Annotated in this window: 21 protein-coding genes and 1 tRNA gene; 14 read left to right on the top strand and 8 right to left on the bottom strand. The window is 49.4% G+C overall.

The window, feature by feature from the left end; genetic code table 11:
• Positions 1-226, top strand: a 226-nt coding sequence (locus tag H8S52_RS15155) for a transposase (RefSeq protein WP_186910141.1), incomplete at its 5' end; no start/stop codon positions are given.
• A gap of 114 nt (positions 227-340) precedes the next feature.
• Here H8S52_RS15155 and H8S52_RS15150 read toward each other — a convergent pair.
• A tRNA-Gln gene (locus H8S52_RS15150) sits at positions 341-411 on the bottom strand.
• Between the two features lie 219 nt (positions 412-630).
• Between H8S52_RS15150 and rsfS the strand changes: the two genes are divergently transcribed.
• The 3 genes from rsfS to H8S52_RS15135 are packed head-to-tail and all read left to right on the top strand — an operon-like array spanning position 631 to position 3,879.
• Positions 631-990 carry a ribosome silencing factor gene (rsfS, locus tag H8S52_RS15145; RefSeq protein WP_005657538.1) on the top strand — a complete coding sequence of 120 codons (360 nt, stop codon included), beginning with the start codon at positions 631-633 and terminating at the stop codon, positions 988-990.
• 9 nt (positions 991-999) lie between these two features.
• A complete protein-coding gene (gene ftsH, locus H8S52_RS15140) occupies positions 1,000-3,027 on the top strand; it encodes an ATP-dependent zinc metalloprotease FtsH (protein WP_005657540.1) in 2,028 nt (675 codons plus the stop codon).
• A 12-nt stretch (positions 3,028-3,039) separates the two neighbouring features.
• Entirely contained in the window at positions 3,040-3,879 is an 840-nt protein-coding gene (locus H8S52_RS15135) for a phosphatidate cytidylyltransferase (RefSeq protein WP_117902359.1), read from the top strand.
• Positions 3,880-3,973: 94 nt separating this feature from the next.
• On the opposite strand, the gene H8S52_RS15130 is transcribed toward H8S52_RS15135, so the two are convergent.
• The 3 genes from H8S52_RS15130 to surE form a co-directional block, all read right to left on the bottom strand.
• Positions 3,974-4,717 (bottom strand): NigD-like protein, encoded by a 744-nt coding sequence (locus tag H8S52_RS15130; protein ID WP_151878100.1) that lies wholly within the window; start codon positions 4,715-4,717, stop codon positions 3,974-3,976.
• A 101-nt stretch (positions 4,718-4,818) separates the two neighbouring features.
• A complete protein-coding gene (lpxB, locus tag H8S52_RS15125; RefSeq protein WP_060385343.1) occupies positions 4,819-5,967 on the bottom strand; it encodes a lipid-A-disaccharide synthase in 1,149 nt (382 codons plus the stop codon).
• 33 nt (positions 5,968-6,000) lie between these two features.
• Entirely contained in the window at positions 6,001-6,765 is a 765-nt protein-coding gene (surE, locus tag H8S52_RS15120; protein WP_022103891.1) for a 5'/3'-nucleotidase SurE, read from the bottom strand.
• Between the two features lie 70 nt (positions 6,766-6,835).
• Here surE and H8S52_RS15115 point away from each other — a divergent pair, with 70 nt between their 5' ends.
• From H8S52_RS15115 to H8S52_RS15090, 6 genes are all read left to right on the top strand, one after another.
• The gene (locus H8S52_RS15115; protein ID WP_005657552.1) at positions 6,836-7,312 is read left to right on the top strand and encodes a DUF456 domain-containing protein; all 477 of its coding nucleotides are present in this window, start codon (positions 6,836-6,838) and stop codon (positions 7,310-7,312) included.
• A 432-nt stretch (positions 7,313-7,744) separates the two neighbouring features.
• Positions 7,745-8,512 (top strand): ParA family protein, encoded by a 768-nt coding sequence (locus H8S52_RS15110; protein ID WP_005657554.1) that lies wholly within the window; start codon positions 7,745-7,747, stop codon positions 8,510-8,512.
• Between the two features lie 53 nt (positions 8,513-8,565).
• Positions 8,566-9,453: a ParB/RepB/Spo0J family partition protein gene (locus H8S52_RS15105; protein WP_016661928.1), complete on the top strand. Its 888-nt coding sequence runs from the start codon at positions 8,566-8,568 to the stop codon at positions 9,451-9,453.
• Entirely contained in the window at positions 9,454-10,305 is an 852-nt protein-coding gene (locus tag H8S52_RS15100; protein WP_128129082.1) for a DUF5683 domain-containing protein, read from the top strand. It begins immediately after the preceding gene.
• Between the two features lie 22 nt (positions 10,306-10,327).
• A complete protein-coding gene (locus H8S52_RS15095) occupies positions 10,328-11,647 on the top strand; it encodes a transglycosylase SLT domain-containing protein (RefSeq protein ID WP_370527586.1) in 1,320 nt (439 codons plus the stop codon).
• A gap of 73 nt (positions 11,648-11,720) precedes the next feature.
• Positions 11,721-13,979 (top strand): bifunctional (p)ppGpp synthetase/guanosine-3',5'-bis(diphosphate) 3'-pyrophosphohydrolase, encoded by a 2,259-nt coding sequence (locus H8S52_RS15090; RefSeq protein ID WP_005657561.1) that lies wholly within the window; start codon positions 11,721-11,723, stop codon positions 13,977-13,979.
• A 3-nt stretch (positions 13,980-13,982) separates the two neighbouring features.
• Here H8S52_RS15090 and H8S52_RS15085 read toward each other — a convergent pair whose 3' ends face one another.
• Positions 13,983-14,378 carry a MerR family transcriptional regulator gene (locus H8S52_RS15085; RefSeq protein WP_151878103.1) on the bottom strand — a complete coding sequence of 132 codons (396 nt, stop codon included), beginning with the start codon at positions 14,376-14,378 and terminating at the stop codon, positions 13,983-13,985.
• A gap of 31 nt (positions 14,379-14,409) precedes the next feature.
• On the bottom strand, positions 14,410-15,378 hold the full coding sequence (locus H8S52_RS15080) for a M23 family metallopeptidase (protein WP_151878122.1): 969 nt from the start codon (positions 15,376-15,378) through the stop codon (positions 14,410-14,412).
• A gap of 186 nt (positions 15,379-15,564) precedes the next feature.
• Here H8S52_RS15080 and alaS point away from each other — a divergent pair, with 186 nt between their 5' ends.
• Positions 15,565-18,186: an alanine--tRNA ligase gene (alaS, locus tag H8S52_RS15075; protein ID WP_186910139.1), complete on the top strand. Its 2,622-nt coding sequence runs from the start codon at positions 15,565-15,567 to the stop codon at positions 18,184-18,186.
• Between the two features lie 238 nt (positions 18,187-18,424).
• Here alaS and H8S52_RS15070 read toward each other — a convergent pair whose 3' ends face one another.
• Together H8S52_RS15070 and H8S52_RS15065 are read right to left on the bottom strand one after the other, a co-directional pair.
• On the bottom strand, positions 18,425-18,664 hold the full coding sequence (locus H8S52_RS15070) for a hypothetical protein (protein WP_255470090.1): 240 nt from the start codon (positions 18,662-18,664) through the stop codon (positions 18,425-18,427).
• 19 nt (positions 18,665-18,683) lie between these two features.
• Positions 18,684-20,102, bottom strand: a complete 1,419-nt coding sequence (locus tag H8S52_RS15065; RefSeq protein ID WP_186910138.1) for an ATP-dependent RecD-like DNA helicase — start codon at positions 20,100-20,102, stop codon at positions 18,684-18,686.
• Between the two features lie 95 nt (positions 20,103-20,197).
• On the opposite strand from H8S52_RS15065, the gene H8S52_RS15060 reads away from it, so the two are divergent.
• From H8S52_RS15060 to H8S52_RS15050, 3 genes are read left to right on the top strand one after another with little or no spacing between them, the layout of a single operon-like run.
• Positions 20,198-20,884 carry a hypothetical protein gene (locus H8S52_RS15060; RefSeq protein ID WP_005657575.1) on the top strand — a complete coding sequence of 229 codons (687 nt, stop codon included), beginning with the start codon at positions 20,198-20,200 and terminating at the stop codon, positions 20,882-20,884.
• Between the two features lie 18 nt (positions 20,885-20,902).
• Entirely contained in the window at positions 20,903-21,682 is a 780-nt protein-coding gene (locus H8S52_RS15055) for a DUF3822 family protein (RefSeq protein ID WP_186910137.1), read from the top strand.
• Positions 21,673-22,215: an RsmD family RNA methyltransferase gene (locus H8S52_RS15050; RefSeq protein WP_034535963.1), complete on the top strand. Its 543-nt coding sequence runs from the start codon at positions 21,673-21,675 to the stop codon at positions 22,213-22,215. The genes H8S52_RS15055 and H8S52_RS15050 overlap by 10 nt, the downstream gene beginning before the upstream one ends.
• Positions 22,216-22,218 lie beyond the last annotated feature (3 nt).

Here is a 22,218-nt window from a genome sequence, read left to right as displayed (position 1 = left end):
GGCAAGGTGGTATGATGAAGTAGATAAATCAGGGTTCCTCACCTTTGGAAGGGTCGCACGTTCTATACAAACACATTATCTGGATATAATCAATTTTTTTGAAAGGAGGGCAACCAATGCCGCAGCAGAGTCATTCAATGCTAAAATCAAAGCATTTAGAGCACAGTTCAGAGGAGTAAAAGATAGAGCTTTTTTCTTATATAGACTTGCTAAATTATATGCTTAAATATAAAATCCCTCAGATTGTTACGTTGACCCTGAAAAATTTGCACATGGTCGAAAAGCAATAAAAAACCCACTAAAACTTGCGATTTTAGTGGGTTTTTATCGGTGTGTTGTGTTGGGCTACCTGGATTCGAACCAGGAATGACAGGACCAGAATCTGTAGTGTTACCATTACACCATAGCCCAATTGAGCATTTCATTTCTGTTTTGCGGTGCAAAGATACAAACTTTTCTTTAATCCAAAACATTTTTCGCTATTTTTTTCATTAAAATCTGATAAGATACCATGACACAAAGAATTATATACCTAAAAAAAAACAAAAAATGAAAGACTTTTCCCCTTTTGCGTGTTTGATATGATAAATCAACGTATATTTGTCGCCTGTTTAATATTAATAATGTGTAATGAACGAAGCTAAAAAATTAATTCAACAAATAACAGAAGGTATTCAAGATAAAAAAGGAAAAAAAATCGTCATAGCAGACCTTACCCGGATAGACGACACAATATGTAATTATTTTGTCATCTGTCAAGGAAACTCCCCAAGCCAAGTAAGCGCCATAGTGGAGTCCGTTAAAGACTTCACCCGCAAAGGAGCGAACAGCAAACCTTTTGCGATAGACGGTCTGCGCAATGCCGAGTGGGTAGCCATGGACTACTCTGATGTACTGGTTCACGTTTTCCAGCCGGAAGCGCGTGAATTCTACAACTTGGAACACTTATGGGCAGATGCCAAACTAACCCAAATCCCCGATCTCGATTAATTTAGACTTATGGACAATAACACCAATAAAAAGCCCACAAAAACCAATATGCCCAAGTTCAACTTGAACTGGTTGTATATGATTATAGCCATGATGCTGCTGGGACTGTACCTCACCAATGAAAGCGGTTCGGCCAGCAAAAACATCCCTTATGATGAATTTCAGGAGTATGTGCGCAACGGCTATATAAGCAAAGTGACCGGTTATGACGACAACTCCGTAGAGGCATACGTCAAGCCGCAATATGTGCCCAATGTATTCAAAGCAGATTCAAGCCGTGTGGGCAAGAATCCCCTGATTACAACAGAAGCTCCCTCACGCGAAAGCTTGGGTGACTTCCTGCAGAAAGAAAAGGACGAGACACGTTTCGACGGTTCTATCAGCTACGAAAAGAAACACAATTACTTCGGTGCAATCCTCTGGCAGATATTGCCATTTGCATTCCTTATCGGCTTCTGGATATTCCTGTCCCGCCGTTGGAGCAGCGGTGGCGGCATGGGTGGCGGCAGCGGCATCTTCAGTGTCGGCAAATCCAAAGCCCAACTGTTTGAAAAGAACTCTCCGGTAAAGGTTACTTTCAAGGACGTTGCCGGACTTGCAGAGGCCAAGCAGGAAGTAGAGGAAATCGTAGAATTCCTGAAACAACCCCAGAAGTATACAGACCTGGGTGGTAAGATACCCAAGGGTGCATTGCTCGTAGGCCCTCCGGGAACGGGTAAGACCCTGCTTGCAAAGGCTGTGGCAGGAGAAGCCAACGTACCGTTCTTCTCACTGGCCGGTTCCGACTTTGTGGAAATGTTTGTCGGCGTAGGTGCTTCCCGCGTCCGCGACCTGTTCCGCCAAGCCAAAGAGAAAGCACCTTGCATCGTATTCATCGATGAAATCGATGCCGTGGGACGCGCCCGTGGAAAAGCTGCCGCCATGGGCGGTAACGATGAACGCGAAAACACCTTGAACCAACTGCTGACGGAAATGGACGGATTCGGTTCCAACAGCGGTGTCATCATCCTTGCCGCGACCAACCGTGTGGATGTACTGGACAAGGCACTGCTGCGCGCCGGACGTTTCGACCGCCAGATACACGTCGACTTGCCCGATCTGAATGAACGTAAAGAAGTATTCGGCGTACACCTGCGCCCCATCAAGATAGACAATACGGTGGATGTAGAGTTACTGGCACGCCAGACTCCGGGATTCTCCGGCGCCGACATCGCCAATGTCTGCAACGAAGCCGCCCTGATTGCCGCCCGTCATGGAAAGAAATTTGTAGAGAAGCAGGACTTCCTGGATGCGGTAGACCGTATCGTAGGCGGTCTGGAGAAGAAAACCAAAATCACAACCGAAGAAGAGCGCCGTTCCATTGCCATACACGAGGCCGGACACGCCAGCATCTCCTGGCTGTTGGAATATGCCAACCCGCTGATTAAGGTAACCATCGTTCCACGCGGACGTGCTTTGGGAGCAGCCTGGTACCTGCCCGAAGAACGCCAGATTACCACAAAGGAACAGATGCTGGACGAAATGTGCGCCACTTTGGGCGGACGCGCCGCAGAAGACCTGTTCATCGGAAGAATCTCTACCGGCGCCATGAATGACCTTGAGCGTGTAACCAAGCAGGCATACGGCATGATTGCCTATTTGGGCATGAGCGACAAACTGCCGAATCTCTGTTATTACAATAACGACGAATACTCGTTCAACCGTCCGTACAGCGAGAAGACCGCCGAACTGATAGACGAAGAGGTGAAGCGTATGGTAAACGAACAGTACGAGCGTGCCAAGAAGATACTATCCGACAATAAAGAAGGGCACAACAAGCTGGCCCAACTGTTGATAGACAAGGAAGTAATCTTTGCAGAAGATGTGGAAGAAATCTTCGGCAAGCGTCCGTGGGCTTCCCGTTCCGAAGAGATTATCAGCGCAAGCAAAACTTCTAGGGAGCTGAAAGAAGCCGAAGAAAAAGAGGCTGCCAAGGCAAAGGAAGCGGAAAAAGAGGTAAAAGAAGAAGAAAGCCATAACACCGGCTCGAACAATTAAAACGAAAACACCTTGAAAAATAATTTCATACAACGTGCTGTTACAGGTGCATTATTTGTAGTTATACTGGTGGGCTGTATCCTTTACAGCCCCCTCTCATTCGGGATTCTATTCACTATCATCGGCGCATTGAGCGTACACGAGTTTGCCCATCTGGTAAACAGGAACGGCGGAGTCAGCATCAACAAGACGATTACCGCTTTAGGCGGAGCCTATCTGTTCCTTGCACTCATGGGATTCTGCACATCCGCCATCGATGCGCGCGTATTCCTTCCCTATCTGGGCTTATTGCTCTATTTGATGATTACGGAGTTATACCTGAAAAAGGAGAACCCCATCGGCAACTGGGCGTATGCAATGCTGAGCCAGCTATATGTAGCCTTGCCTTTCGCACTGCTGAATGTACTCGCTTTCCAGAATTCACCTGAAACAAGCAGCGTAACCTATAACCCCATCCTACCGCTTTCCATATTCGTATTCATCTGGCTGAGCGATACGGGTGCTTACTGCGTGGGCTCTCTGATAGGAAAACATCGCCTGTTCGAGCGCATTTCGCCTAAGAAATCATGGGAAGGCAGCATAGGCGGTGCGTTTTTCTCCATCGCCTCATCCTTTGTATTTGCCCATTTCTTCCCATTCATGTCTACATGGCAATGGGCAGGATTGGCAGTCACCGTAGTGATTTTCGGCACTTGGGGCGACCTCACCGAATCGCTGATGAAGCGTCAACTGGGCATCAAGGATTCCGGCAACATTCTTCCGGGACACGGCGGAATGCTCGACCGGTTCGACAGCGCTCTCATGGCAATTCCCGCAGCGGTAGTCTACCTGTATGTAATGACAATGATTTGACAGGAAATCTTAACGAATATAAGCCAAAGGGCATAGAGGAAAGATACTGTAGCCTCTATGCCCTTTGGCCTATATATACGGTATAAGGAAACGCTTACTTCAATTGCATCTTCGACAAATCAAGGTCCCGTATATTCTTCGTATTATCACCGGTAACCACCAGGTCGAACGTCAGTTCCACCTCACCATTCTTTTCCGAATTAATTTTCAGCTTGATACCTTTGGTTTCAGAGGTCACGTTGAGACTGTTCAGATTATAGGACACCGCACCGGGCTTGCGCAACCCCGTCAAATCGTCATAGTCGTTATAGCGGAGAGCCAAATGTATATAACCGTCTTCTCCATACAACTCCGCATCATCTTGCGGACGTACCAGACTGATACGATGTTTTGTGCCGGAAGGCAGATTCTGCATAAATATGATATTCATATATCCCCCGCTGATGCTTATATCGCCTTCAAATATCAGGACAGGGTCATTGCCGAACTCTTCCTCGGTCTCGGGAGTCAGCGTCTCGACCTCTTTCGTCAGCACATCCTGCAAACTCAGGATCTTCACAGCATGGTCGTAACCGTCAAACTCATCGGACAAAGGATTGAACACGGTAATCACACGCTTTCCGTCAACCGGTTCGTACCACCACAAGTCTGTATTCACAGGCCAAAGCGTTCCCCACACATCACAGTCCAAATAAAAAGCATTGCCGGTAACACGCACCGTAGCCCACAGCGGCGGAGTGAAATCACCGATCGAATACCCCTCATCGTCATCACAGGATTGCAGTACCGGCATCACAGCCAGGCAAACTGCCATAAATAACCAATGTAGCTTTCTCATAATCAAAGTTCTTTTGTTTATTTCTTTCTGTATAGAAAATACAAAAGCCGGACATTTACTGCACCGGCTTTATTCCTTTTAACAAGAAATTAAATATCGTCCTACTTTTTAAAACGTTTCTTAAGCAAAGCCACCATTTCACGGGCTGCATGTACAGGCGCTCCCGCCTCTCCCAGGCGGGACGCCATATATTCGTAACCGTCGAGCATCTGCCGGCGGTACGCCTCATCGCATAAGATACGTTGAAGCTCCGCACGTATCTGCTCCACCGTCATGGTATCGGCCACCAGTTCCTTCACCACCTCACGGTCGGCAATCAGGTTTACCAGAGAAATGTACCTGACTTTCAAGACATGCCGTTTCAGGAAAGCAATGACCTTCCCTATCGGCGTATGATAGCACACCGCCTGCGGAACCCGGAACAATGCCGTTTCCAACGTTGCCGTGCCCGAAGTAACCAATGCCGCTTCCGCATGCCGGAGCAAAGGATAAGTACGGTTAAAGATTATCTTCACGTCTGCATTGCCGACATACTCCTTATAATACTCCGGAGCGATGCCCGGCGCTCCCGCCAGCACCAACTGATACTCCGGAAATGAAGCGGCCGCCCGAATCATATCCGGCAAATTATCCTTAATCTCCTGCTTGCGGCTGCCTGCCAGCAAGGCAATGACAGGCTTCGGCGAAAGGCCGTTGGCCCGTTTGAACTCATCCGCAGTTTCCGAATAAGCGGCTTGGAAGGCAGTGACTTCATCCACCGTCGGATTGCCTACATAATGTATGGGATAATGGTGCTTGCCCTCGAAGAACTCCACCTCGAACGGAAGAATGGAGAAGAGTTCGTCCACATCCCGTTTGATATTCCTGATACGGTGCTCTTTCCAGGCCCATATCTTGGGAGAAATATAATAGAACACCGGTATTTGCGTACGGGCATGGACAAACTTGGCGATATTCAGGTTGAACCCCGGATAATCCACCAAAATAAGAACATCCGGCTGCCAGGCTGCGATGTCTTCCTTGCAACGCTTCATATTGGCAAAGATGGTACGCAGGTGCAACAAGACGGGAATGAAGCCCATATACGCTAGTTCCTTATAATGCTTCACCAACGTTCCGCCCACAGCCGCCATCAGGTCACCGCCGAAGAAGCGGAACTCGGCCTGCGGGTCTTCCGCCTTCAAGGCAGTCATCAGGTGCGATGCATGCAGGTCGCCCGAGGCCTCGCCCACAATCAGATAATACTTCATAAGCGCCTATGTTTCAATATCCTGTGCAATCCGTCAGAACCAGGTCTTCAATTCGTCCATCAGACCATAGGCGGTTACATCCACCGTGGTCGGAGTCACCGCTACATAACCGTTGGCAAGCGCCCAATGGTCGCTCTTTTCATTCTCCTTTTCCGACTCCTCAAACTCTCCGGTCAGCCAATAGTAGTGCGCATCACCTCTGTGGGCGAAGTTCTCCCACTCGTTGGTCCACTGTCCTTTTGCCTGTTCGCAGATTTTCACCCCTTTCAACTCTTTGGTATCGGGGAAGTTGACATTGAGGCAGGTCAACGGCGGCAAGCCTTTTTCCAGAACCTTGCGGGCAATCTCGCGGATATACTCTCCCGCCGGCTCAAAATCGGCGTCCGGCGCGTGGTTGCACAGTGAAAAGCCGATAGAGGGAACACCTTTCAGGCAGCCTTCGATAACCACCCCCATTGTTCCGGAATAATGCACATTGACCGAGGAGTTATCGCCGTGATTAATGCCGCCCACCACAAGGTCGGGTTTGCGGTCGAGCACCGTATGGAATGCCAGCTTGACGCAATCGGCGGGCGTACCGGAACACTTATAGACCGTCAGCCCTACATCCTTGCGAAGCAACTGATAATGAATCGGTTCCGTCACGGTAAGCGCGCACGCATTACCCGAACGAGGCGCATCCGGCGCCATTACCACAATCTCCCCCAGCGGGCGGAGAAACTTTATCAACTCGCTGATTCCTTTCGCAATGATACCGTCGTCATTGGAAATCAATATCAAAGGTCTCTGATTTTCCATATTTCTTTTTAATTTTGCTACAAATTTAGCAAAAGAGAACCACATATTAACCACCAATACACAAAAAGATATGTTAGACGTCTTTCTCATTCTGATGGGTATCCTCTGCCTGATAACGGGACTGGCAGGCTGCTTTCTGCCCGTAATTCCCGGTCCGCCCGTGGCCTATGCCGGTTTGTTGCTGCTGCACTTCACCGACAAGGTGCAGTACTCTGCCACCCAACTGTTGCTGTGGCTGCTGATTGTCGTCATCGTACAGGTGCTCGACTATTTCGTCCCCATGCTGGGCAGCAAATACAGCGGCGGAACGCGCTGGGGAACACGCGGATGCCTTGCCGGAACCCTCATCGGGTTGTTCTTCATGCCCTGGGGCATTGTACTCGGCCCGTTTTTAGGGGCTTTTATCGGCGAACTTTTCGGCGGCAGGGAAACCCGGCAGGCTTTGAAGTCGGGACTGGGTTCCCTGTTCGGCTTCCTCTTCGGCACGGTACTGAAATGCGTGTTGTGCGGATACTTCGCATGGGAGTTTGCATCGGCACTGCTTTAACATAAGTTTATCCCCATTAAACTTCAGGTTTAATCCTAATGAACCCGAAGTTTAATAGGAATAAACTCCAAGTTTAATTCGGACAAACTATTGTAAACTCCAAAGAAACGGCACGCATTTCCCCGGATACGGCAGCAGCGGCAGCTGATAACCCGAACATCCCGCCGCCCGCCATCTCATTGCTTTAGAAATCTTAATCTTCTGCAAGTGAGACAAAAAAGCTGTTTCTTTTCAAGATAAATACGTATATTTGCCCCACTAATCAGGAAAAAGAGTGCCTGAGACACACGTCTTCAGGCAACGGAACGGTAAAGGCATCCGGGAGTTATTAACAAAAAGGGTGACTTATCAACCGTTTTTGCAATCTTTCTCTTTTTTAGTAGGTGCTATACGGAATTATCACTTATTTCGCTGCCAATAAACATTGAAATTATGGGAAAAATAATTGCTTTGGCAAATCAAAAAGGTGGTGTAGGAAAAACAACAACAACCATAAACCTCGCAGCTTCTCTCGCCACACTTGAAAAGAAAGTGCTTGTCGTAGACGCAGACCCGCAGGCGAACGCCTCGTCAGGGTTGGGCGTAGACATCAAGCAGGCAGAATGTACTATCTATGAATGTATTATAGACCGCGCCGATGTGCGCGACGCTATCCACGACACGGAGATTGATACATTGAAAGTTATTTCCTCCCACATCAACCTGGTAGGCGCCGAAATAGAAATGCTCAATCTTAAAAACCGGGAAAAGATACTGAAAGAGGTACTCGCCCCGCTACGGGAAGAGTTTGATTATATCCTGATAGACTGCTCACCGTCGTTAGGATTGATTACAATCAACGCGCTCACGGCCGCCGACTCGGTTATCATTCCCGTACAGGCCGAATACTTTGCACTGGAAGGCATCAGCAAATTGCTGAACACCATCAAAATCATCAAGTCCAAGCTGAACCCCGCACTCGAAATCGAGGGATTCCTGCTGACCATGTATGACTCGCGGCTGCGCCAGGCCAACCAGATATACGACGAGGTGAAACGCCACTTCCAGGAACTGGTGTTCAACACCGTCATCCAGCGCAATGTAAAACTGAGCGAAGCCCCCAGCTACGGACTCCCCACAATCCTGTACGATGCGGACTCCACCGGAGCCAAAAACCACATCGCACTGGCAAAAGAGTTAATCAGCCACAACGAGGACTAACCGCCCGCATGGCAAACATAGTAAACAGTAAATCGTAAAACAGAAAAGAATAGATGGTACAGAAAAGAAATGCATTAGGACGTGGGCTGGACGCCCTGCTCTCCATGGATGAGGTGCAGACCGAAGGCTCTTCCTCTATCAATGAAATAGAATTGTCGAAGATTGCCGTCAACCCCAATCAGCCCCGCCGCGAGTTCGACCAGACAGCGTTGCAGGAGCTTGCCGATTCTATTGCAGAGATTGGTATCATCCAGCCTATCACCCTGCGTAAGCTGTCCGATGATGAATACCAGATTATTGCCGGCGAACGTCGCTTCCGCGCCTCGCAAATGGCAGGGCTGACGAGCATTCCCGCCTATATCCGCACGGCCGACGACGAGAATGTCATGGAAATGGCGCTCATCGAAAACATACAGCGCGAGGACCTGAACTCCGTGGAAATAGCGCTTGCCTACCAGCACCTGCTGGAACAATACGGACTGACACAGGAACGCCTCAGCGAACGCATAGGCAAGAAGCGTACCACCATTGCCAACTACCTGCGCCTGCTGAAACTGCCGGCTCCCGTCCAGATGGGATTGCAAAACAAGCAGATAGACATGGGGCACGCCCGTGCATTGGTAACGCTGGGAGACCCCAAACTGCAAGTGAAGATTTTTGAAGAGATACTCGAACAAGGTTATTCCGTACGCAAAGTAGAGGAAATCGTGAAATCCCTGAGCGAAGGAGAAGCCGTGAAAAGCGGCGGCCGCAAGATAGCCCCCAAGCGCGCCAAACTGCCCGAAGAGTTCAATATGCTGAAGCAGCAGCTTTCCAGTTTCTTCAGCACCAAAGTACAGTTGACCTGCTCCGAAAAAGGCAAAGGAAAAATCAGTATCCCGTTCAGTAACGAAGAAGAACTGGAACGTATCATCGGTATTCTCGATACGCTGAAAAAATAAATGACAAAGAAGAGAAGAATATATCAAATCAGTATCGCCCTGCTGCTTTGCCTGATGCAGACGGCAGGGATTGCTATGTATGGTCAGAGCCGCCCGCGTGCCGCCGCAAAGAGGATACACAGGCTGCAGGCAGACTCTCTTGCCGCCGTACGGCAAGCAGCGCGGATACAGGCCGACAGCCTGAACCGGACTATGGAAGAAGTGCCGCCTCTCCAGGCCGTTGCCCCGGCAGACAGCATTGCTACTGCCGACAGCATTGCCGCCGAGAACAAGAAAAAGCTGCTGGAAATGACTTCCGCTCCCGTCCTGAAAGAATCGGAAGTGCCGGCAGACAGCCTCAAAAAAGAAATCGATCAGAAAATATGGGTTCCCAACCCTACTAAAGCCACCTGGCTGGCGCTCGTAATTCCCGGCGGCGGACAAATCTACAACCGGAAATACTGGAAATTGCCCATATTCTACGGCGGCTTTGCCGGATGTGCCTATGCCTTGACGTGGAACAGCAAAATGTACAAGGACTACTCCACCGCATATAAAGACGCGATGAACGGCAATATGCAGTCCAGCAGCATCACCGACCTGCTGCCGCCCGGATACAAGATTTCCGAAACCCAGTTGAAAGAGCTGTTGCGCAAGCGCAAGGATACCTATCGCAGATACCGCGATTTAAGTATCTTCGCCTTCATCGGAGTATACCTGCTGTCCGTCATCGATGCCTATGTGGATGCCGAACTGTCCAATTTCGACATCACCCCCGACCTCAGCATGAAAGTGGAACCGGCTGTCATCGACAACCGGATAAACAACTCCTCCAACCGCTCCGTAGGGTTGCAGTGCAGTTTCCGATTTTAAAAACAAATAAACAGATTTATCCATGACAAATAAACCTACATATATGAAAAGAATAATCGCGGGTTCCTCACTTCTGTTCAGCATACTGCTGGCAACTCCGCAAGCATACGCCCAAGAAAGCGTAGATGTCATTATCCGCGAAAACGGAACGGAACGGCGGGAAGTCATCGACCTGCCCAAGAGCATGACCTACCCTGTAGACAGCCTGCTCAGCGACTGGAAAGCCAAGAACTACATAGATTTAGGAAAGGATTGCAGCACCTCTACCGTCAATCCCCAATTCAGCGATTCCGTATACATCGACCGGCTCTCGCGCATGCCGACCATTATGGAGATGCCCTATAACGAGATTGTACGCAAATTCATCGACATGTATACCAGACGCCTCCGCAACCAGGTGGCTTTCATGCTGAGTGCCTGCAACTTCTACATGCCCATTTTCGAAGAGGCGCTCGACACTTACGGGCTGCCGCTGGAACTGAAATATCTGCCGATTATCGAGTCTGCGCTTAATCCCTCGGCCGTATCCCGTGCCGGAGCCTCCGGCCTGTGGCAGTTCATGCTGAACACCGGCAAGATATACGGCCTGGAAAGCAACAGCCTTGTGGACGAACGCCGCGACCCGATTAAGGCTACCTGGGCCGCCGCACGCTACCTGAAAGATATGTATGCCATCTACCAGGACTGGAACCTGGTAATCGCCGCCTACAACTGCGGTCCCGGCACCATCAACAAAGCCATCCGGCGCGCAGGCGGCAAAACGGATTATTGGGAAATATACAACTATCTGCCCAAAGAAACACGCGGATACGTACCCGCTTTTATAGCCGCCAACTACGTAATGACGTACTACTGCAAGCACAATATCTGCCCGATGGAAACCAATATTCCGGACGCCACGGATACCATACAAGTGAACCGCAACCTGCATTTTGAACAAATCACGGATGTCTGCGGCATCGGAATGGATGAGGTCAAAAGCCTGAATCCCCAGTACAAGAAGAATATCATTCCGGGAGACAGCAAGCCTCAGACACTCCGCCTGCCTATAAACTACATCAGCACTTTCATCGACAGCCAAGACACGATTTACGCCCACCGCAGTGCGGAGCTGTTTAAAAACCGCAGAACTGTTTCCGTGGCCAATACCCGCAGCACAGCACGCAGCAGCAAAGGGAAAAGTTCTTCACAGGGCAACGTCACCTACCACAGAATACGCAATGGGGAAACCCTGTCGACCATCGCCCGCAAATACGGCGTCACCGTCAGCCAGATAAAAAGCTGGAACGGATTGAGAAGCACCAGAATCAATGCGGGAAAGAGGCTGAAGATTTACAAATAAAAACATAAATGCTTGTCCGGTGTTGAAAATTGCTTATTTTTGCAAAAAGTGAAGAAGAAAGGAGAAACAGTATATGGAAGAGAGCGTAAGCCAGAAGGAGAAAGAGAGAGCCGAAGAAGCAATGATTGAACAGGCATTCCAGGAACTGTTGAACGATTACTTGGCAACCAAACACCGCAAGCGTGTCGAAATAATAACCAAGGCATTCAATTTTGCCAACCAGGCACATAAGGGAATCAAACGCCGCTCGGGCGAACCGTATATCATGCACCCCATCGCCGTAGCGAAGATTGTGTGCAATGAGATAGGGCTGGGGTCTACGTCCATCTGCGCCGCCCTGCTGCACGATGTGGTGGAAGACACGGATTACACCGTTGAGGATATCGAAAACATCTTCGGCCCCAAAATCGCCCAAATCGTTGACGGACTGACCAAAATCTCAGGCGGCATCTTCGGCGACCGCGCCTCGGCGCAGGCAGAGAACTTCAAGAAACTGCTGCTTACCATGTCCGACGACATCCGCGTTATCCTCATAAAGATAGCCGACCGGCTGCACAATATGCGCACACTCGGTTCCATGCTGCCCAACAAGCAGTTCAAGATAGCCGGTGAAACATTGTATATCTATGCGCCGCTTGCCAACCGGCTGGGCCTGTACAAGATAAAGACGGAACTGGAAAACCTGAGCTTCCGTTACGAACATCCGGAAGAATACCGCGAGATAGAAAAGAAACTTGAAGCGACAGCCGTAGAACGCGACAAGGTTTTCAAAGAGTTCACCGCTCCGATACGTGCCCAACTGGATAAAATGGGACTGAAATACCGTATCCTTGCCCGCATCAAATCCATCTATTCCATTTGGAACAAGATGCAGACAAAGCATGTGCCGTTCGAGGAAATCTACGACCTGCTTGCCGTACGTATCATCTTCGAGCCCCGTAACATGGAAGAAGAGCTGAATGACTGCTTCAATATATACGTATCCATATCCAAAATATACAAACCGCATCCCGACCGCCTGCGCGACTGGGTGAGCCATCCGAAAGCCAACGGCTATCAGGCCTTGCACGTCACCCTCATGGGCAATAACGGGCAATGGATCGAAGTCCAGATTCGCAGTGAACGTATGAACGACGTTGCCGAACAGGGATTTGCCGCACATTGGAAGTATAAGGAAGGCGGCGGCAGCGAGGATGAAGGCGAGCTGGACAAATGGTTGCGTACCATCAAGGAGATACTCGATGACCCCCAACCGGACGCCATTGATTTTCTGGATACAATCAAGCTGAACCTGTTTGCTTCGGAAATCTTTGTGTTTACTCCGAAAGGCGAAATCAAGACCATGCCGCAGAACTCCACAGCACTGGACTTTGCCTTCTCCCTGCACACCGACATCGGCAGCCATTGCATCGGCGCCAAAGTAAACCACAAGCTTGTTCCCCTCAGCCATAAGTTGCAGAGCGGCGACCAGGTAGAGGTTCTTACATCCAAATCGCAACGCGTGCAACCGGAGTGGGAAGCTTATGCCACTACCGCCCGTGCCCGTGCCAAAATCGCATCCATCCTGCGCAAAGAAGCGAAAGCGCATCAGAAAGAGGGCGAGGCAATCCTTGCAGACTTTCTCAGGAACGAGGATATACGCATGGATGACTCCGCAATAGACAAGCTCACCCGCCTGCACAATTTCCATACCCGCGACGAGCTGTTCGTTGCCGTGGGCAGCAAGAAACTCGTATTGGGCGACGCGGACCGGAACGCCTTCAAGGAAAAACAAAGTACCAACTGGAAGAAGTTCCTGACTTTCTCGTTCGGCAATAAAGACAACAAAGACACGAAGGAGCAGTCCGAAGAGAAAGTTCCGCAAGAAAAAATCAATACCAAGCAGATATTGAAACTGACGGAAGAGACCATCCAGAAGAACTATATCATGGCCGACTGCTGCCACCCCATCCCCGGCGACGATGTATTGGGATATATAGACGAGCAGAACCGGATAATCATCCACAAACGCCAATGTCCGGTAGCCGCACGCCTCAAGAGCAGCTATGGCAACCGTATCATCGCCACCGAATGGGACACCCACAAGGAGTTGTCATTCCTCGTGACGATTTATCTGAAAGGTATCGACAGTATGGGATTGCTGAACGAAGTAACGCAGGTCATCTCCCGCCAGCTGAATGTCAATATCCGCAAGCTGACGATTGAAACCACCGACGGTATTTTTGAAGGTAAGATACAACTTTACGTACACGATGTGGACGACGTACGCAGCATCTGCGACAACCTGAAACAGATACAGAACATCAAACAGGTGACAAGAATAGAAGGATAACCCCTATCCGGGCTGTTCCTTCATAAGATTCTCTTTCAATGCCTCTACATTCTCATAAGTAAAGGCATCGAGGGATTCTTTCATACCGATAAGTTCTTCACGGATACTTTTCAGCCGCTCTACGATTTCAAAATTCCGGAGAGTGGCTTCCTTATTGTCTTTCATGCGCTGGCGTGCGCCGGGCAGCGTCATGCCGCGCTCCTTAACCAGGTGATAAATCAACTTCACCGTTTCAATATCTTCCTTACGGTATTGGCGTATCCCCCGCCCGCCTTTCTTCGGTCTGAGCTGCGGAAACTCCTTCTCCCAGAAACGTAGCAGCGATTCGTTGACATCAAACATTCTGGCAACCTCGCTGATGGAGTAATATAGTTTCAGTTCTTTATCGGTATTCAGCATAACAGCCTGTCAGTTAAACATTCATAATCCGCTAATCCATCATTTTTCCATGATTTGCCGCAATCTGTATCATACGGTCATAGTCTTCGGCACTTAAATCCATAAAGTAATAATTCACGGGATTTACGACCTGCCCTTTCACATGCACTTCGTAGTGCAGGTGGGGTCCTGTACTTTTGCCGGTACTTCCAACCGCACCGATAACCTCGCCCCGCACCACCCGTTTGCCGAGTTTGGTACGGAATCCCTGCAAGTGGGCATACCACGTCTGGTAACCGAAGCCATGATCCACGATGATAAGATTTCCATAACCGGTTTCCCATCCCATTTTAACAACAGTGCCGTCACCGGTTGCATATACATCCGTTCCCGGATGGGCCGAAAAGTCCATGCCGGCATGAAAACGGGTAGTTCCGTAAATAGGGTCGATGCGCGTTCCATAACCGGAAGCGGTCTTGCGCAAATCCTTATTGGAAATGGGCTGAATGGCAGGGATGCAACGCAGCATCTCATCATGGTTCTTGCACATCTCCACCACATCATCGAACGAACGGGACTGGATATAAAGCTGCTTCGTGAGCATATCCATTTTCTGCGTAGTATTCACCACCAAATCGGAATTGGCCATATCCATCAGATGTTCGTAACGGTTTGTACCGCCGTATCCAGCCTTACGGATAGCCGAGGGAACAGGGTCGGCCTGGAATATTACGCGATACAGGTTATCGTCGCGTTGCTGCACATCCTGCAATACTCCCATAGCCTCGTCCATTCTCCGCGAAAGGACGTTATACTGCGCCTGAAGCCGGCTGTTTTCTTTCCGCAGCTCCTTCTCGGACGGCGAACCGAAAATCAGCAACAGTACGATAAAGCTGCCGGCTCCCAACCCCATACCGAAAAACAACCGGCGCAATATGCTCAACGCCCGTTGCCGGACGGTAGGATAAATTCGGTCGTAAGTCTGTGTCCGCGGATTATAAATGTAGTAAACTTTGCGCATCGAGAGTAAATATTTCATTATCAATGCGGCAAAAATACGAAAAACAAGCTATCTTTGCACAGTTTTTTCAAGAATTATAAGATTTATGATTTATGATTTATGATTTCATAGAAAGATGGGTCATAGAATGCGTAAGTCATAAATCGCAAGCTGTAAATCGGAAATCATAAATCATAAATAAGAAGTATGTTGACTGCAAATGAAATCAGAGACTCGTTCAAGAGTTTCTTCGAAAGTAAAGGTCACCAGATTGTGCCTTCGGCTCCTATGGTGATTAAGGACGACCCCACGTTGATGTTTACCAACGCGGGTATGAACCAGTTTAAAGATATTATTTTGGGAAATCACCCGGCGAAATATAAAAGAGTGGCAGACTCACAGAAGTGCCTGCGCGTCAGCGGAAAGCACAATGACCTGGAAGAAGTGGGGCACGATACGTACCACCACACCATGTTCGAGATGCTGGGCAACTGGTCGTTTGGCGACTACTTCAAGAAAGAAGCCATCTCCTGGGCATGGGAATATCTGGTCGATGTGCTGAAACTCGACCCGAAAGACCTCTACGCCACCGTATTCGAAGGCAGCCCCGAAGAAGGCCTGGAACGCGACAACGAAGCCGCTTCCTATTGGGAACAGTTCCTGCCGAAAGACCATATCCTTAACGGAAACAAACACGATAACTTCTGGGAAATGGGTGATACCGGCCCTTGTGGCCCGTGCTCCGAAATTCACGTGGATTCGCGTTCGGAAGAAGAAAAGGCCAAAGTACCCGGTTCGCAACTGGTGAACAAAGACCATCCGCAGGTTATCGAGATATGGAACCTCGTATTCATGCAGTTCAACCGCAAGGCAGACGGCAGCCTCGAAGGACTTCCCGCCAAAGTAATCGACACCGGTATGGGCTTTGAACGCCTGGTACGTACACTGCAAGGCAAGACTTCCAACTACGACACCGATGTTTTCCAACCGATACTGAAAGCCATCGGTGACATGACGGGAGCCACATACGGCAAAAACGAACAGCAGGACATCGCCATGCGCGTAATTGCCGACCACATCCGTACAATCGCCTTCTCCATCACCGACGGCCAGCTTCCGAGCAATGCCAAGGCAGGTTACGTAATCCGCCGTATCCTCCGCCGTGCAGTGCGCTACGGCTACACGTTCCTCGGACAGAAGCAGGCTTTCATGTACAAGTTGTTGCCCGTACTCATCGAGAACATGGGCGGCGCATACCCCGAGTTGAATGCACAGAAAGAACTGATAGCCAAAGTCATTAAAGAAGAAGAAGATTCTTTCCTCCGTACTTTGGAGACCGGTATCCGTCTGCTGGATAAGACCATGGCGGATGCCAAGGCAGCCGGCAAGACCGAAATCAGCGGTAAAGACGCCTTTACGCTCTATGATACGTTCGGCTTTCCGCTCGACCTCACCGAACTCATCCTCCGCGAAAACGGCATGACCGCCGACATCAAAGAGTTCGATGCCGAAATGCAGCAGCAAAAGCAACGTGCACGCAATGCCGCCGCCGTTGAAACCGGAGACTGGATTGCACTGCAGGAAGGCACTACCGAATTTGTAGGCTACGATTATACGGAATATGAGACATCCATTCTGCGCTACCGCCAGATAAAGCAAAAGAACCAGACACTGTTCCAGATTGTACTGGACAAGACTCCGTTCTATGCCGAAAGCGGCGGACAGGTAGGCGATACCGGCGTACTGGTCAATGAGTTCGAAACGATTGAAGTCATCGACACCAAAAAGGAGAACAACCTTCCTATCCATATCACCAAGAAGCTGCCCGAACACCTGGAAGCACCGTTCATGGCATGTGTAGATACGGACAAACGTGCCGCCTGCGCCGCCAACCACTCTGCTACCCACCTGCTGGATGCCGCATTGCGCGAGGTATTGGGCGACCACGTAGAGCAAAAGGGTTCTTTGGTGACTCCGGACTCATTGCGTTTCGACTTCTCGCACTTCCAAAAAGTGACGGACGAGGAAATCCGCCAGGTGGAACACATCGTGAATGCCAAGATACGTGCCAACATCCCTCTGAAAGAGTACCGCAACATACCTATCGAAGAAGCCAAGGAACTGGGCGCCATCGCTCTTTTCGGCGAAAAGTATGGTGACCGTGTACGTGTCATCCAGTTCGGTTCTTCCATTGAATTCTGCGGTGGTACGCACGTAGCCGCTACCGGAAACATCGGAATGATGAAGATTGTATCCGAAAGTTCCGTTGCCGCCGGTGTCCGCCGTATCGAAGCCTATACCGGAGCACGCGTAGAGGAGATGCTCGATGCCTTCCAGGATACGATGCGCGATTTGAAAGCACTCTTCAACAACGCCCCCGACCTGTCAGGCGCCATCCGCAAATACATCGAAGAGAACGCCGGTCTGAAGAAACAGGTGGAAGATTTCATGAAAGAGAAAGAAGCACAACTGAAAGAGAAACTTCTACAGAATATCCAAGAGGTGAACGGTACGAAGGTAATCAAGTTCTGTGCAGCCATGATACCCGCCGACACGGTTAAGAACATCGCATTCCAACTGCGCGGAGAGATTACGGAAAACCTTTTCTTTGTTGCGGGAACGGTATTCGAAGGCAAACCGATGCTGACAGTGATGCTGAGCGACAACCTCGTAGCCGGCGGACTGAAAGCCGGTAACCTTGTAAAAGAAGCCGCCAAGCTGATACAAGGCGGCGGCGGCGGTCAGCCCCACTTTGCAACTGCCGGCGGAAAGAACCCGGACGGCTTGAGCGCAGCCGTAGACAAAGTCTTGGAACTGGCAGGATTATAATCCGTAAGATTGCCGGAGAGGCAGATATTCAATTTACAATAAAGAGGGTGTGTCAAAATACACTTGATGATTTCTTTTAGGCACGGATTTCGCAGATTTCACGGAAAAAGAACAAAGAAAATCTATGTTTCCCGTGTAATCCGTGCCTAAAAAGAAATAAATAGCAAGCGAATATTAGTTTTGACATACCCTCTTTGTTTTTCCCCACTTACAACCTCTGTTCGGAAGGAACCGACTTCTATTCCCACTTCAACAGGAAGTGCTCGCGATAAATAGCCATCACCCCCTCAGGCAGTAATCCGGGCGAACAGAACGGAGTTACATTCTCAGCAAGCACGCACCTTATCGTAGCCACTCCGTCATAAGTAAACTGCCACAGCGTATGTACGTCCCCGTCTTCCCCTTCGGTTTCGGAAAGAAAAATCGTCAGGTAACAATTGTTCCATCTGAAAAAATACAGAATATAGCGGAATGCCACATCATTACCCGTCTCTTTTTCAACAGATCTGCTCTTTCGGATAGTTCACCAGATAAAGAGTGCCCGTGGCCCGGGTAAATGCCGTATAAAGCCAACGGAAATAATCGGGCGTCAGATATTCGTCCGTCATATACCCCTGGTCCAGAAAAACATTCTTCCACTGCCCGCCCTGCGCCTTATGGCACGTCACGGCATAGGCATACTTCACTTGCAAGGCATTGTAATAAGGGTCGGCCTTCATCTTCTTCATCCGTTCCCGCTTCACGGTGATGTCGGCATAATCTTCGAGAACGGTATAGAAAAGACGGTCGTTATCCGCCTTGGGCAGTGCAGGCGCATCACTGTGCAATGTATCCAGCAGAAGATTTGCTTCCAGTTCGAAGTTGTCGTAATCGGGAAATTCCAGCGTGACATCCGCAAAACGAAAACCATACAGTTCGCGAGTGCGGCGCACGCGCCGCACCACCGCTGTCTCGCCGTTGGCTATAAAGTCCATCTCCTTCTGTTTTTCCGTCCAATAATAATTATTTTTCGCCACCATCAGCAAGTCGCCCGTATTCAGTTCATCTTCCCGCCAGAGTATCCGGGAGCGGATGCCGTTATTGTAGATATTGGCACGCTTGTTGGAGCGGCATATCACAATCGTCTCGTCCAGCCCGTCGCGGTCGTAACACGTTTCGAGCGCATCTATCAGTTCATCGCCCGGCAGGACTTTGATGTCGGCAAACCCCGCAACCTTTATCTTCGGCAGAGCCTCGCAGGCATCTTCGGCAATCAGTTGCCGCAGGCGCGTAGCGTTCCACAAAATACCCGATTGCTGCTCCTGGCGTACCACTTGGGTCAAGTCCACTTCCTGCACCTCCAGTCCGTAGCCTTTCAAGGCATCTGCAAACAGAGCGGGACTCTGCTCCTCGCCCACCGGCGGAAGCTGTGCCGTATCTCCCATCAGCAAAAGGCGGCATCCCATACCCGAATAGACAAACTGCACCAGATCGTCCAGCAAACGCCCCGTGCCGAATGCCGAACCCGACAGACCGTCATTGGCAATCATCGACGACTCGTCGACAATATATAATGTATGAGTTGTCAAATTATCGTTCACCGAAAAGTTGCTTGTCTCATTGGAAAAAGATTGCTGTCTATAAATTTTTTTATGAATTGTAAACGCCGGATGTCCCGCATAAGCGGAGAAAACCTTCGCCGCCCGCCCCGTCGGAGCCAGTAATACCGACTTCTGTTGCAGCTTGTCCAAAGTCCTGACCAGAGCGCCCACCAGCGAGGTCTTACCCGTACCTGCATAGCCACGGAGCAGAAAAACCGTCTCACTACGGGGCGCGAGAAGGAAGTCCGACAAAGATTTTATAGCAATTTCCTGCTCCGGAGTTGGTTGATAAGGAAAATTTTCCTTAATTTGCCTTTCTAAATAGTTATTTATCATTTTTGTAAGAGAAAAAAGTAACGGGAACTGTCGTTTTTAAATTTATTTCTTTTATTTTTGCGGTGCGAATATAACAACTAAAAAACATATTTATCATGAAAACAGTTTTTAATATCGTTTTAGGCTTGTGTGCCCTGGCTTTGGTTTACATCTGCTATGCCAGCATCATGGGTCCTATAAACTTTGAAAAAGCCAAGAAACAAAGAGACGCAGCAGTAATTGCCCGCCTTATCGACATTCGTAAAGCGCAGTTGGAATACCGTGGTTTGCACAACCAGCAATATACTGCCAGCTTCGATACGTTGATTGACTTCGTAAAGAATCAGAAACTTCCGTTTATCTTCAAGCAGGGTGAATTGGACGACAAGCAGTTGGAAGACGGCTTGACTGAAAAGAAGGCTATCAACATCATCAATAAGGCCAAAAAGACGGGCAACTATGCAGAAGTCAAGAAATGGGGATTGGAAAACTTCAAACGCGATACCATGTGGGTAGCCGTGCTGGACACTATCTTCCCGAAAGGCTTCAATGCCGACTCTATGAGATATGTTCCTTTCGGCAACGGTGCACAGTTTGAAATGGCTATCAAGAACGATACTGCCAAATCCGGTGCTCCTTTCTGTCTGCTCGAAGTCAAGACTCCGTATGAAGTATATCTGAACGGTCTCGACAAACAGGAAATCGCTAACCTGAAAGATGTTCAAACCAAGTTGGGCAAATACTCAGGTCTGATGATCGGTAGCCTGGAAACAGCCAACAACAACGCCGGTAACTGGGAATAATCCACCGACACAATACGTATGATAGAAACGACTGATTTTAGTAAATCGGAACAATATACCTTATCCATCCGTCTGAGTACGGATGGATTTTCTTTTTCTATATTCAATCCGCTCGGCGAAGGCAAGTTTTCTTTCCATGAGCACGGAGTGGACGATTCCCTGTCCCTCACTGCCAACCTGAAACAGGCTTTCCGCGAAACGGACTGGCTGAAGAATCCTTTCCGCCGTATCAATGTCCTTATGGCGGGCAAACGCTTTACATTCATTCCGTTGGAATTCTTTGAGGACGAACAGGCGGAAACCGTATTCTATCATAATCACTCCAGACAAGACAACGAACTGGTGCAATACAACATCTTGCATAAGAACAATATAGTCGTACTGTTTGGAATGGACAAAAGCGCCTGCTCCCTTTTACGCGAACAGTATCCCGACGTCCGTTTCTATGCGCAGGCAAGCCCTCTCATAGAGTACTTTGCGGCAAAGAGCCGCCTGGGCAATTGCCGGAAAATGTATGTGCACCTGCGCAAAGAAGCGGCAGAGATATACGCCTACGAACGCGGCCGGCTGGCATTCGCCAACACCTTTGCCTGCAAGGAGACAAACGACCGCCTCTATTACATTCTCTGTGTATGGAAGCAGCTTGGCATGGCGCAGGAACGCGACGAGCTCCACCTCACCGGCGAACTGTACGACAAAGAGCAACTGCTGCCCGAACTGAAAAAATTTATCCGGCAAGCATTCATCATGAACCCTGCCGCCAATCTCGACCTACAAGCCATCAACCTATGCGAGTAATAAGCGGAATATACAAAAGAAGGCGTTTCGACGTGCCCCATACTTTCAAGGCACGCCCCACAACCGATTTCGCCAAAGAGAATCTGTTTAATGTACTGTCCAACTACATGGACTTTGAAGAAGGCGTACGCGCACTCGATTTATTTGCCGGCACAGGCAGCATCAGCATCGAGCTTGTGTCCAGAGGCTGCGACCAGGTAATCAGCGTAGAGAAAGACCGCGACCATTACGCTTTCATCTGCAAGGTAATGAAAGAACTCAAGACCGATAAATGCCTGCCTGTCCGCGGCGATGTATTCAGATACATACAAGGCAGCCGCGAACGGTTCGACTTTATCTTTGCCGACCCGCCGTACGGACTCAAAGAGCTTGAAACCCTGCCCGACCTTATTTTCGACAACAACCTGCTGAAAGAAGACGGCCTGTTCGTGCTGGAACATGGAAAAACCAATAACTTCGAGGAACATCCCTGCTTTTTGGAAAGAAGAATCTACGGCAGTGTCAATTTCTCTTTCTTCGGCATTCAAGGCTGAAAG

The sequence above is a fragment of the Bacteroides sp. NSJ-48 genome, assembly GCF_014287405.1.
GTDB lineage: Bacteria > Bacteroidota > Bacteroidia > Bacteroidales > Bacteroidaceae > Bacteroides > Bacteroides stercoris.
This window is presented reverse-complemented; position numbering and strand designations above follow the sequence as displayed.